The organism is Acinetobacter sp. A1 (genome assembly GCF_012371315.1).
In the GTDB taxonomy this organism is placed as follows: domain Bacteria; phylum Pseudomonadota; class Gammaproteobacteria; order Pseudomonadales; family Moraxellaceae; genus Acinetobacter.
This window is the reverse complement of record NZ_JAAZQY010000012.1, coordinates 32,997-45,540: the sequence shown is the minus strand read 5'-3', so window position 1 is coordinate 45,540 and position 12,544 is coordinate 32,997. Positions and strand designations below refer to the sequence as shown.

The window sequence follows — 12,544 nt, the reverse complement described above, 5'->3', positions numbered from 1 at the left end:
AGTCAGTTAATGAGCTGGTATTTTGTTTGGTACGCTTGGTGCTTTTTGTTATGCAACCTATAATCTTATTCGACTTCAGGCACATCTATGTCTAAAACATCTACATTTTCTGAGCTTGCAGCTTCAACGGCAGTTTGTGGTTGAACTGTATTTTCAGTTGCTGCAGCATTTACAGTTTGCGCTGCTTCTGTTTCAAGCTCAGGTGCATCCACATCAACCGCTAAGGGTTCTTGTAACGTTACGCTAATACGGACTTTAGACAGGCTTTCTAGCGTATCGCCTGCTTGAATTGCGGGTTCTGCCAAAACGTGTCCTGCGGTCATGCTGAGCAGTAATGCTGCGACCATTTTCTTTGAATGCATGTTAATCCCCTTTCATTTTTGCAATTGTTCTCATGCGTGCAGGCTAGTCTGCGCATACAAGTTTGCAAATTTGTGAAATTCACATAAAAAACAGCTTTTTGCTGCTAATTTTTTAATGGTAATCTCCTAAAAATTAGCCAGTATGATCTAAAGTCTGACTTACTCCCCCAAAGACAGTAATTTTCCGATAAAAATAAACCCAGAAACTTGCGCAGCAAACTTAGTCTGAGCAGCGAGTTTTGATATAGTAAGCACAATTTAGAATCTATTTTAGGAATATGCTATGTCAGCAACTCCACGCATTGGTGTATTAGGCGCAGGCGGTCGTATGGGACGCATCTTAATTCAGGCCGTTCAGGAAGCAGGCTATCAATTGGCTGCAGCAGTTGAACGCCCAGAAAGCAGCCTGTTGGGTGCAGATGCAGGGGAGTTAGCAGGTGTTGGCACATTGGGTGTAAAAGTAGTGGGTAGCCTAGAGCAAGTATTGGGTGACTGTGATGTCGTAATCGACTTTACGGCACCTGCGGCAACCGCACAGCACTTAAAACTTTGCCGTGAAGCAGGCGTGGCCATTGTGATTGGCACCACGGGCATGAACGATGAACAAAAAGCTGTCTTGGAAGAATCGGCACAACAAACTCCAGTGGTATACGCAGCCAACTATTCAGTTGGGGTAAACGTATCAATCAAACTACTGGAATTGGCAGCCAAAGTTTTTGGCGATACTGTTGATATTGAAGTGATTGAAGCACACCATCGTCACAAAGTTGATGCACCATCAGGCACGGCATTAATGATGGGTGAGGCGATTGCGGCTACACTTGGTCGTGATCTTAAACAAGATGCGGTTTACTGCCGTGAAGGACATACCGGTGCCCGTGAACGCAAGAGCATCGGCTTTCAAACCATTCGTGGTGGCGATATTGTCGGTGAACATACCGCAATGTTTATTGCCGACGGTGAGCGCGTGGAAATTACCCATAAAGCCACCAACCGTATGAACTTTGCTGCAGGTGCTGTTCGTGCGGCAGCTTGGGTAGTTGGACGTGAAGCCCGTAAATACGACATGAAAGATGTACTAGGCTTTAACGATATTCAAGTTTAAATCGTCGCTGACGATAAAATAATAAAAACTGCTTGAACAAATCGTGATCTGCAGTTAAAACTAGGGTCTGATGTCATGGATGATGAAGCATCAGACCCTACACAAAACTAAAATAAGATGCACAAGACAATGAAAAAAATTCTGCCAATTCTTGGCCTGATCGCCTGTAGCTGTATCACGCATGCGCAAAGCCTTGAACATGCCAAACTCAGTATTCATAAAAACAATATTAAAGTCTGGACCTATCAACAGCAGTCTAGTCCTGTATTTTTATACAAGGCAGAAACCACCTTTAATGTGCCTTTAGAAAAAGCAGCTGCTTTAATTTTAGATGTTGATCATGCTGTGAAATGGGTGCCTTATGTAGGCAGCGTGAAAGTCTTGTCACGAGATGATCAGAAAGGTGAGTTTTTACTGTATATGGTGCTAGATTTTCCCTTTCCCTTGAAAGACCGAGATTTAGTGGTTAAAGGCAAAATGAGCAAAGATGCGCAGGGAGTCATCAGCATTCAAAACACAGCCATTGAAGGCGGCTATCCGCTAAATCCTGACTATGTGCGTATTCGGCAGTATGAGGGAGATTGGACATTTCAGAAATTGAGCAATCATAAAGTCAAAGTCAGCACTTATGGCTATGCTAACCCTGAAGGAGCGATTCCTTTAAGCTTTGTGAATATGTTTGTACAGCAACAACCGTATCAAATGCTGCAAAAGATGAAAATTGAATTGGGTAAAAACCGTAATTATAAGGGGTTGCCTGAAATTTTACGTTAAGTTTAGCCCGTGTAGGCTTTAGAATGTAATGCAAAATGCAATGGATGAAACCCATGCAGATTTCATCCATAGTTTAGTTTACCGACTGCAAAAGTGTGTGCGGTAATTTAACAAGACTTAATAAGAAAATAGTCCTTTTTCTAAAGGAAACTCAATACCAATAGACGCACCACCATCATTGCCATGAATATCTGAATCGCTGATCCAGCCATTTAATTTTAGTGGAATATCTGGGCGTAAATAATGTGTCCAAGTTAAATCTAAGGCTTTTAACTGACCTTTTTCAGGGAAGGCGGCGTTAGTTTTACGGCTGTTTGGGCGATTAGCAGCCTGATCGAATTTGGCAAATAGCATACGTGCATTAACACGGTTCAGGCGATCAAAACGTATATCACCACCCACTGAAATCATTTGTCCATCACCACCCATGGCATGCGCTAAAGGGTAGCCATGTTGATAGAAACCACCTTTATAGACACTGTGATTATAAGTAATACCTTGTGCTTTACCATTGGTACGGGTATCTGCCCATTCGGTATAGAGTTGGAACGGCATATTTTGATAGCTTGATGAATAATCTACCCCAGCCAGATACATTTTTTTAGCGGGTAAGCCACCTGCTTCATCTTCACCTGCATATTGTGCATAGACTCCCATTGGAACTTGTACCAAGGGGTGTAGGTTCAAACGTGCATCAAATCCTGCCACTTGGTTAGAGGGATTGGTGGTATCACCATACACATTATCTTTACCAATCACTGCATCCCAGAGTGAATCAAAACTTTCAGGTCGACCTTCACCACCCCATTGGATTGCACGTGATGCCCCAAGTTCTAAATAATGCAGTGGCTGTGCTGTAACGCGTAAACCTATCAGTTTTGCATCGGGCACAGCATCGTAATCATGCAATTGACCTGCAAAAGCTTGGTATTGCCATGGGCCAATCCAAGACAGCCATTTATTGTTAAACGCCTGTTGTTCGGCACGTTGCATGGTTACACCATAGACAGGGCGGCTGGCATCGCCACGAATTAAACTACCGTCATGCGCAGGGCCCCAATAGGTTGGAATTTGCCCTGCAATGAGCCATTGATTCAAAAGCTTGCCTGCAATATAGGAACCTTCAACATTGACATCTTGATCGTTATCAATTTGTGGGTCTTTTTCTGCATTGACCCGAATTTTAGTATCCCAGTATTGATTGCCTGCATTGAGTTCCAAACCTGCTTGATATTGTGCTTTTTGTTGGTCGCCAAAAGCCTGAGGAATATGCTTTTGATCTGTTTCTGTAATTAGGGATGCTTTGAGCAGCTGGTTATTGGCATTCAAATGTGCCACCACTGCATCTATGACTTTTTGCTGATTGGTATTGCTAATTTTAGCTTGAGAAAGTACACGTTGAATCTCATCACCACTCATGGGCCAAGTTGATGTACTGATTTGAATAACACCTTGCTGATTTAGCCAGTTTAAATCGGTACGTAAATTTTGGTCGTTTAAGACAATGCCTTGGGCAAAGCTTAGTGATGAGCTTAATGCCAGTGTTGCCAGCAGTACTTTAGGTGCAATCATTCTTATACATTCTCAGGGTTTATATAATGTAACCAACATAGGTTTCTACGTGGTTTTTTGCAATGTGAATTGTTGAGTAGTGTTGTAAATTTCAAAAGAAAATTCTTCTGTAAATGGTGGAGTTCCTCCCTTTTTAAAGGGAGGCTAGGAGGGATTATCAGCGTGTCGACTTAAAATCACATTTTCAATGGTTTGGATGACTGCATCGAGTTCATGTAAAATTTGTAAATTATTGAATCTTAAAATAGTTAAATTTAATTGTGCCAAAACCTGATCACGCAATAGATCGTACTTTAAGCCTTTTTCGTTTAAATGTTGGCTGCCATCACATTCAATAATTAAATTTGCCGCAGGACAGTAAAAATCTACAATAAAATTCAAAATAGGCTTTTGCCGATAAAACTGTAAGCCTAAGATTTGTTTTTGGCGCAGTCGTAACCAGAGTTTCTGCTCGGCTTCGGTCATATTGTTTCTTAACTGTCGTGCGTTATGTTTTAAATTTTTATTATAAGGTTGCATGTTTTTTATTCATAATTTCTTAAATGAAGTGGTTTGTTTTTTGAGTTACCCTCCTTACGCCATGCATGGTTCACCTTTTCAGGTTCTTTAAATCCCCCTCAATCCCCCTTTTTCAAAGGGGGAAGTCGCACAAGCATATACGGCTCACCTTTCAAAGGTGGGGAATATTGGGGTGGTGGACTGATTTCAGCCCATCGAGTACTTAAAATTAATCATCATCCTTATTGGCTTTATAGGCATAAGCATAGTTATAACCGTAGCCATAACCACCTGCTTCACGTTGGATATCATTTAAAATAAAGCCATTCACTTTCACACCAGCCTGTTCAAAGCGGTTGACGGTGAGTTCAAGCTCTTTCATTTGGGTCGTGGCATAACGTGCAACCACCAAATTCACGCCTGCATATTGCGAAATGATAATTCCATCGGTTACAGCAAGAATTGGTGGGGTGTCAATCAGAATATGGTCAAACTGACTCGACAAGTGCGTGAGCATGTCTGCAAATTTTTGCGTGCTTAACAACTCTGACGGATTGGCAGGGCTTTTGCCGCGACTGATGATGCTTAAATTTTCAACTTCAGTACTACGTACAATACTGCCTAACTCGTGCTGACCATTTAAGTATTCTGCCAAGCCTGGTTGTGCATCATAGTTGAAGTATTTATGCATATAGCCACGACGTAAGTCAGCATCAATCAGTAATACACGCTTATCACTTTGCGCCAAAATGGTCGCTAAGTTGGTTGAAATAAAAGATTTACCTAATTCTGGTGCAGGACCAGAAATCGTAATGATATTATTTTTGGCACTGCTTAAAGCAAAGTGAATCGCAGTACGCATGCTGCGTAGACTTTCAATCGCAATATCATCACTGTTTTTCACTGCAAGAATAGGAATATTCTTTTTCTTTTTCAGAATCTTAATACGACTTTCTTGCACAGGTGAGCGAGGCACAGTGGCATAAACAGGTAAATCCAATTCATTTTCAATTTGATTCGAGTCTTTAATACCTGAACGTAACATATTACGCAGTAAGGCCAATAATGTGCCCAGAAAACCACCCAAGAAAACGGACAAAATCAGAATTTGTAATTTCTTTGGTTTAATTGGCTCAATCGGTTCTACCGCAGTATCGACAATACGCACATTACCAATTTCACCTGCTTTGGCAATACGCAGTTGTTGGTAAGAGTTAAGCAAGCCTGTATACAGCTGTTGTTTTACCTCAACTTCACGGAACAGTTGTAAATACTGGCGTTGTAGTTCTGGCAAACGTTTGAGTGTGCCGTCTAACTCTGCAATGCGTTTGTTAATTGCCCCCAATTGCGCATTCATTTGCTGCATCACAGGGTGTTCGTTGGTGTATTTGGCCGCAGCTTCAGCCACTTGTTGCTCTAACTGTGCTTTTTGGGTTTCTAAAGTAATACTTTGGGTCAAATATAACTCAGATTCTTTGGTAACGTCGACCGTATTAAACTGTTGGCGGAAACGGTTAAACTCACGTTCTGCCACGTCTAACTGTTGCTTAAGTTCAGGCAGTTGGTCTTCCAAAAATTTTAAAGTTTGTGCCGTTTCTGCAGTACGACGTTCAATATTTTGTTGGCTGTAAGCTGCTAAAATTGCATTCAAAACTTGGGTAATGTGTTGTTTGTCTTGCCCTTGGTAATTCAAGCCCAGCACACCCGTCAATTTACCTTTTTCAGCCACAGAATAATTAGCTGTTAAGGTTTTCATTGCGGCAGGCAAGCTTTGTTTTTGAATGTTATAAGTGGCATTAAAGCTGTCTTGACTAAAAATTGCGACTTTCCACACCCCAAATTCAGACTGTAATTGGCTCGTTTGGTTTAAAGGCGCTGAAAAAACCACTTGTTTAGTCGCTGCATCGGTTAGGCTGTATTTGCTTTGTTCAAACTTGAGAATTAAGTTTTTATCTTGAAAATATTGGGGAATATCGAACTGGCGAATATCAAAACTTTTTTGATTGTCTTTAAATAGTACCGATTGAGCTGAATATTCACTGTCATATTCATGTTTGGCCAGTAAACGGTTCCAGAAACTGTCTTCTGTACCTGAAACCCGAATATTTAAATTCAGATGATCAATCACATTACCCAACACCAAACGTGATTTTAAAATTTCAATTTCTGCTTGTGCAGGCGATTTCTGCTCAATCATATTGGATAGATCACCCAATAAGGCTGCAGAGGCACCTTTACTGTCTTCCACCTGTACCAAGGCATCTACTGCATAGGTGTCTGGTGTGGTTCTTAAATATAATAAAGCGCAGACTACACTGAGTAGAACGCAAAGGATAATCAACTTCCATTGAGCGATTAAGGAAAAAAACAATTCCTTTAAATCAATGGTGTCTTCGGTGTTGGCGGTTTGGCTCATAGTTTAAATATCAAAAAAGTAGAATTTTAAAAAAAGCTAGAATATCAATAAACTAGATATATTTTTTCCAATCGGCAATGCAGGTTTGAATCAACCTGCAGGTCTCATCAAATACAGTCTGATCGTGCTGATAGGGGTCAGCAACGTTTTTACTTTGCCAATGCCCCAATCTAAAGGTTTTACCCTTAGCAAATGGCCAAGTTTGTTCCACATGCTTTTGCTGATTTTGGCTCATGACCAAAATCAGGTCGGCTTTTTTAATTAAATCTGCATTGAGTTTTTTTGCAACGTGTGGACTCATATCAATGCCGTGACGTTGCATGCATAAATTGGCTTTGTCATCGGCTGCGTGGCCCACTAAGCCAGAAATACCCGCAGATTCGATATGTAAGTGAGGATATTGCTGTTTTAAAAAGTATTCTGCCATGGGGCTACGGCAAATATTGCCAATGCAGACCACCAAGATGTTATTAATTTTCATTAGTTCCCCAAACGATCTAGGTTATATAAAGCATTTGAGAATGGAATAATTTGGTTAACCACACGTTGCCAGCGTGCTAAGCCTGAAGCATCAACATAGACAATATCATTGCTACGCATTTTAAACTGATTGGCTAGGCCAAAGTCAGCAATGCTGGTTAAATCCATGTGATAGACTTCGGTATGTGCCGCATTGGGCTGGCTACGCACCACATAAACTTTACTACGACTGGCAGACAGTGGGTTTAAGCCTAAACTTTCACCCAATACATCACTTAAACTCATACCCTGATCACGCATAGGTAAGGACTGATTTTTGCCTGATTCGCCCATCACATAAATTTTTTGGTTTTCGCGGTTGTTGACATACAAGGTGTCATTCGGCTGGATGATTAAGTTGTGCAATGACAAGCCTGCTTTTTCCAACTCTAAGGTATTGAGTTGATAGCTACGCCCCTGACGCACTAAAGTCATTGAGGCATTGTCACCTTGTTGGGCATTGACCCCGCCTGCCATACCTAAGGCGGTATAGACACTGACAGGTTGATCATTTAAATAGAACTGCCCGCCTTTCATGACATTGCCTTGTACCGAGTATCGCTGTCCTTGGTAAGACAAGACTCGTACAATCACGTCTGGGGTTTTTAAATAACGTGCCAATTGACCGCGCAACTCACGATTCACTTGCGCTAAAGATTTACCTGCAGCTTTATAACGCCCGATAATCGGAAACTGAATATAACCCTGTGAGTCAATTTGATAACCATTTGACTCAACGGCTTTTTCGTTACTAATGGTATTGGTTGGTGGTGTAATTTCAGGATATGCCCATAAATAAATGGAGAGAATATCGCCTGAACTTAAGGTGTATTGACGCTGTGGTGTATGAAATAAATGCGCATAGTCTTGTTGAATATTGTGAACTGCAGGCTGCACCGCAAGCATTGAGTCTTGGGTGAGTTTGATCACATTGACTGCTGTACCCAAGTCGGTGGTGTAAACCCCTTCGCGAGGTAAGTCGTAGGTTTGTAAACCAGAGGTGACAGCGCACCCCGTCGTGGCAATGCCACATGCCAATAAAACAGCCAGTTGAAAGTGTCGCACGCGAGATTCCATTATTAAATTTTTTAAAATCGTTTTGAGTAAATTACTGTCATTTTACCGAACTTGTAAAATAGGTACATAGCAATTTGTATTCAATTTGCATATTTGTCAGAAGCATCAAGTAAAAAATGATATTAAGTAAAAATTAGGTCGTTATTCTAAATGAAAAGGTGAATATTCACCAAAACTATACACTGTGATCTGTTTCAAGTAATTTGAGCACAAATCATAATAGAAATTTCATAAATTTCTGCTAGTATTCCTGCCGAAAGACTCTTTTTCATATAATACAGATATAAATTTATAGGCGCTAAAATGCTACAACTCTCTGAGCTAAAAATTGCCGTCATTGGTTTAGGCTATGTTGGTTTACCCTTGGCAGTTGAATTCGGAAAAAAATTGCCAGTGGTGGGTTTTGATATTCACCAAAAACGCATACAAGAATTACAGAGTGGGCAAGATCATACTTTAGAGGTGTCGTCAGAAGAACTTAAACAAGCGATACATTTAAGCTATTCAGCAAATTTAGAAGATTTAAAAAGCTGTAACTTTTTTATTGTGACTGTGCCTACCCCAATTGATGAGTTTAAGCAGCCAGATTTAACCCCGCTCATCAAAGCGTCAACTAGTATTGGAAAAGTGCTTAAAAAAGGCGATGTGGTGGTATATGAGTCTACGGTATATCCAGGTGCGACTGAAGAAGCATGTATTCCAGTTCTGGAACAAGTGTCTGGTTTAAAATTTAATCAGGATTTTTTTGCAGGCTATAGCCCAGAACGGATTAACCCGGGCGATAAGCTGCACCGTGTGATCAATATTCTGAAAATTACCTCAGGTTCTACGCCTGAAGTTGCAGACTTTGTCGATCAGGTCTATAACCTAATTATTGAAGCCGGTACCCATAAAGCAACCAGTATTAAAGTCGCTGAAGCAGCAAAAGTCATTGAAAATACTCAGCGTGATGTCAATATTGCCCTGATTAATGAGCTTGCTGTGATTTTTAACAAAATGGGTATTGATACCGAAGCAGTATTGCAGGCTGCTGGTACCAAATGGAATTTCTTACCATTCCGTCCAGGCTTGGTAGGTGGTCACTGTATTGGGGTGGATCCGTACTATTTAACTCATAAAGCACAAGCAATTGGTTATCACCCTGAAATTATTCTGGCGGGTCGTCGTTTAAATGATGGTATGGGCGCTTATGTGGTGACTCAGCTAGTCAAAGGTATGATTAAAAAGAAAATTCAGGTGGAAGGTGCTAAAGTTTTAGTCTTGGGCTTAAGTTTTAAAGAAAATTGCCCAGATATTCGCAATACCAAAATTATTGATATTGTGAATGAGCTTAAAGAATATCAAATAGATGTAGATGTATATGACCCTTGGGTAGATGTGCAGGAAGCCGAGCATGAATATGGCATCATCCCTGTACGGTCTGTGAGTAACAATAGCTATGATGCGATTATTTTAGCGGTGGCACATGAGCAGTTTAAACAGATGGGTGCAGCGCAAATTCGTGCTTTGGGTAAACAAGCGCACGTGCTATATGATTTAAAATATGTGCTAGATGCAAAAGAAGCCGATATTCGACTTTAAGTAAAGTGTAAATAAAGAATAAGGAATGACAAGCTAAAATGAGCCAATATCAAACAGTATGTGAGCAATTACAACAAGCACCAAAAACTTGGCTGGTAACAGGTGTAGCAGGTTTTATTGGCTCAAACTTATTAGAAACTTTACTGAAGCTGAATCAGAAGGTTGTGGGTTTAGATAACTTCGCCACAGGTCACCAGTATAATTTGGACGAAGTACAAAACTTGGTGAGTACAGAGCAATGGGCAAATTTTAAGTTTTATGAAGGTGATATTCGTAACTTGGAAGATTGTCAAAAGGCTTGTGCAAATGTGGACTATGTATTGCACCAAGCAGCTTTGGGTTCTGTGCCACGTTCTATTGCTGACCCAATTACGACCAATGCTGCCAATATCACTGGCTTTTTAAATATGTTGGTGGCAGCTCGTGATGCTAAAGTATCTAGCTTTACTTATGCTGCCAGTAGTTCTACTTATGGTGATCACCCAGCGTTACCAAAAGTGGAAGAAAATATTGGTAACCCACTTTCGCCTTATGCGGTAACCAAATATGTGAATGAGTTATACGCAGATGTATTTGCAAGGACTTATGGTTTTAAGGCAATTGGCTTACGTTACTTTAATGTGTTTGGAAAACGTCAAGACCCGAACGGTGCTTATGCAGCGGTGATCCCTAAATGGACCGCAGCTATGATTGCTGGTGATGATGTATTCATTAATGGTGATGGTGAAACCAGCCGTGATTTCTGTTTTATTGAAAATACAGTGCAGGCCAATATTCTGGCAGCAACTACGCAAAATGAGGAAGCTAAAAATCAGGTCTATAATGTCGCAGTAGGGGATCGTACTACGCTGAATGATTTGTTTAATGCCATTAAAGCTGCGTTAAATGAAAATGGTGTGACTTATACTAAAGAGCCTGTATATCGTGATTTCCGTGCTGGTGATGTAAGACATTCTCAAGCAAGTATTGAAAAAGTTGAGAAAATATTGAGTTATCAACCTAAATATCATATTAGCCATGGAATTAATTTGGCTATGAAATGGTATGTTAATAATATAATAAAAAACTAATCTGGTATATTTTTATGAATCAAAATAAAAAAATATTAAAGAATACATTTTTTTTATATATTAGAATGTTATTGATAATAGGGGTGTCTTTATATACTGTAAAAGTTATTTATAATGCTTTAGGTATAGAGGGGTATGGTTTATTTAATTTAATAGCTGGGTTTTTACTTTTATTTTCATTTTTTAATAGTGCTATGCGAAGTGCCACACAGCGTTATTTAAATGTGGCAATAGCTAGTGAAAAAGTAACTTATATAAATAATACTTTTTCAGCAGCAATAAATATACATTTTTTTATTGCGATAATGGTTCTTTTATTATTGGAAACTTTAGGATTATGGTTAGTAAATAATATTTTAAATATACCAAATGAATTAATTAGAGAAGCTAATATTGTATATCAGTGTTCTATATTAACTACAATTATATCAATAATAAGTGTTCCATATCAAAGTATAATAATAGCTAAAGAAAAAATGAACTACTTTGCTTATATTGGGATGCTTGAAGTTTTGTTAAAATTAGTAGGAGCAATTTGTGTATTTTATAGCAAAGATATTATAAATTCTTTAATTTTTTATAGTTTTTCTTTGCTTTTAATAGGTGTATTAATAACAACTATTTACATCTGGTGTGCAAGTAAAAAATTTAGTGAAGAAGTAAAATATAATTTTATATTAGATAAAAAAATATATAAAGATATGTTGGGGTTTTCAGGTTGGAATATATTAGGACAAGTTTCAGTTTTAAGTTCAAATCAGGGTACGGTTTTAATTTTTAATATATTAATTGGTCTAGTAATAAATGCATCTCTTGCAATTTCTCAACAAATAAAATCCCTCCTAAGTAGTTTTGTTTCTAATTTACAATTAGCTTTTAATCCACAAATTGTTAAATCATACGCAGAAAACAATATAGTAAGACATAATGTATTAGTGTTAAATTCTTCTAAATATTCATTGTTTTTAGTTTCGATCATGTCAATTCCCTTCTTAATATATACAGATTATATATTAAGTCTATGGTTAAATGATAATTTACCACAAGTAGTTTCTTTTTTCGCAAAGATGATAATTTTAATAGCAATTATAGAAGCTTTATCTGGGCCCTTTTGGATGTCTGCCCATGCTAAGGGAAATATTAGAAACTATCAAATAATAATATCAATAATATTTTTGTTTAATTTACCTTTAACTTATGTTCTTTTAGAACTTACTAAGTCAGTAAAATTAGCTTTCTTATCAACTGTGATAATTTCTTTTATAGCATTAATCTATAGATATATATACTTTTTCAATAGTAAATCTGTTGATAGAAATTTAACCTTGAACTACTTTAGAAGTTTATTTTTAGTTCTTTTATTTATGGGTGGAATTGTGTATAGCCAATTTTTCTACTTAGGTAAGCAGGATTTTAGTTTGTCTGAGAAGGTAGTTATTTTGCTCTTTATTGAGTTTATATATATTATATATTTAATAGCATTTTGCTTCTCACTTAATGAGCGTAAAGCTTTAAAGCAGTTTGTTGAAAATAAATTAACTTTATATTTTAAATTTAAAAGGTAGTTGAT

11 protein-coding genes are annotated in these 12,544 nt (G+C 38.5%); 5 read left to right on the top strand and 6 right to left on the bottom strand.

The window, feature by feature from the left end:
• Positions 1-65: 65 nt before the first annotated feature.
• Positions 66-362 carry a hypothetical protein gene (locus tag HHA41_RS06340; protein WP_168461023.1) on the bottom strand — a complete coding sequence of 99 codons (297 nt, stop codon included), beginning with the start codon at positions 360-362 and terminating at the stop codon, positions 66-68.
• Between the two features lie 283 nt (positions 363-645).
• Here HHA41_RS06340 and dapB point away from each other — a divergent pair, with 283 nt between their 5' ends.
• Positions 646-1,467 (top strand): 4-hydroxy-tetrahydrodipicolinate reductase, encoded by an 822-nt coding sequence (gene dapB / locus HHA41_RS06335; protein WP_168418337.1) that lies wholly within the window; start codon positions 646-648, stop codon positions 1,465-1,467.
• A 129-nt stretch (positions 1,468-1,596) separates the two neighbouring features.
• Entirely contained in the window at positions 1,597-2,241 is a 645-nt protein-coding gene (locus HHA41_RS06330) for an START domain-containing protein (protein WP_168461021.1), read from the top strand.
• Positions 2,242-2,358: 117 nt separating this feature from the next.
• On the opposite strand, the gene HHA41_RS06325 is transcribed toward HHA41_RS06330, so the two are convergent.
• From HHA41_RS06325 to HHA41_RS06305, 5 genes are all read right to left on the bottom strand, one after another.
• The gene (locus tag HHA41_RS06325) at positions 2,359-3,813 is read right to left on the bottom strand and encodes a capsule assembly Wzi family protein (protein WP_168461020.1); all 1,455 of its coding nucleotides are present in this window, start codon (positions 3,811-3,813) and stop codon (positions 2,359-2,361) included.
• 144 nt (positions 3,814-3,957) lie between these two features.
• On the bottom strand, positions 3,958-4,332 hold the full coding sequence (locus tag HHA41_RS06320; RefSeq protein ID WP_166135360.1) for an endonuclease domain-containing protein: 375 nt from the start codon (positions 4,330-4,332) through the stop codon (positions 3,958-3,960).
• A gap of 208 nt (positions 4,333-4,540) precedes the next feature.
• On the bottom strand, positions 4,541-6,727 hold the full coding sequence (locus HHA41_RS06315) for a polysaccharide biosynthesis tyrosine autokinase (protein ID WP_168461019.1): 2,187 nt from the start codon (positions 6,725-6,727) through the stop codon (positions 4,541-4,543).
• Positions 6,728-6,779: 52 nt separating this feature from the next.
• A complete protein-coding gene (locus tag HHA41_RS06310; protein WP_168461017.1) occupies positions 6,780-7,208 on the bottom strand; it encodes a low molecular weight protein-tyrosine-phosphatase in 429 nt (142 codons plus the stop codon).
• Positions 7,208-8,311, bottom strand: a complete 1,104-nt coding sequence (locus HHA41_RS06305; protein ID WP_168461016.1) for a polysaccharide biosynthesis/export family protein — start codon at positions 8,309-8,311, stop codon at positions 7,208-7,210. The genes HHA41_RS06310 and HHA41_RS06305 overlap by 1 nt, the downstream gene beginning before the upstream one ends.
• Before the next feature lie 315 nt (positions 8,312-8,626).
• Here HHA41_RS06305 and tviB point away from each other — a divergent pair, with 315 nt between their 5' ends.
• Genes tviB through HHA41_RS06290 form a run of 3 tightly spaced genes read left to right on the top strand, consistent with a single transcriptional unit; the run spans position 8,627 to position 12,539 of the window.
• A complete protein-coding gene (gene tviB / locus HHA41_RS06300; protein ID WP_168461014.1) occupies positions 8,627-9,904 on the top strand; it encodes a Vi polysaccharide biosynthesis UDP-N-acetylglucosamine C-6 dehydrogenase TviB in 1,278 nt (425 codons plus the stop codon).
• Positions 9,905-9,942: 38 nt separating this feature from the next.
• Positions 9,943-10,974: an NAD-dependent epimerase/dehydratase family protein gene (locus HHA41_RS06295; RefSeq protein ID WP_168461012.1), complete on the top strand. Its 1,032-nt coding sequence runs from the start codon at positions 9,943-9,945 to the stop codon at positions 10,972-10,974.
• Positions 10,975-10,988: 14 nt separating this feature from the next.
• Positions 10,989-12,539 (top strand): hypothetical protein, encoded by a 1,551-nt coding sequence (locus HHA41_RS06290; protein ID WP_168461010.1) that lies wholly within the window; start codon positions 10,989-10,991, stop codon positions 12,537-12,539.
• The last annotated feature ends 5 nt before the right edge of the window (positions 12,540-12,544 follow it).

What these genes read in the sequence shown, in the direction of transcription:
- HHA41_RS06340 (WP_168461023.1), bottom strand. Translation starts at nt 362, where the DNA reads ATGCATTCAAAGAAAATGGTCGCAGCATTACTGCTCAGCATGACCGCA.
- dapB (WP_168418337.1), top strand. Translation starts at nt 646, where the DNA reads ATGTCAGCAACTCCACGCATTGGTGTATTAGGCGCAGGCGGTCGTATG.
- HHA41_RS06330 (WP_168461021.1), top strand. Translation starts at nt 1,597, where the DNA reads ATGAAAAAAATTCTGCCAATTCTTGGCCTGATCGCCTGTAGCTGTATC.
- HHA41_RS06325 (WP_168461020.1), bottom strand. Translation starts at nt 3,813, where the DNA reads ATGATTGCACCTAAAGTACTGCTGGCAACACTGGCATTAAGCTCATCA.
- HHA41_RS06320 (WP_166135360.1), bottom strand. Translation starts at nt 4,332, where the DNA reads ATGCAACCTTATAATAAAAATTTAAAACATAACGCACGACAGTTAAGA.
- HHA41_RS06315 (WP_168461019.1), bottom strand. Translation starts at nt 6,727, where the DNA reads ATGAGCCAAACCGCCAACACCGAAGACACCATTGATTTAAAGGAATTG.
- HHA41_RS06310 (WP_168461017.1), bottom strand. Translation starts at nt 7,208, where the DNA reads ATGAAAATTAATAACATCTTGGTGGTCTGCATTGGCAATATTTGCCGT.
- tviB (WP_168461014.1), top strand. Translation starts at nt 8,627, where the DNA reads ATGCTACAACTCTCTGAGCTAAAAATTGCCGTCATTGGTTTAGGCTAT.
- HHA41_RS06295 (WP_168461012.1), top strand. Translation starts at nt 9,943, where the DNA reads ATGAGCCAATATCAAACAGTATGTGAGCAATTACAACAAGCACCAAAA.
- HHA41_RS06290 (WP_168461010.1), top strand. Translation starts at nt 10,989, where the DNA reads ATGAATCAAAATAAAAAAATATTAAAGAATACATTTTTTTTATATATT.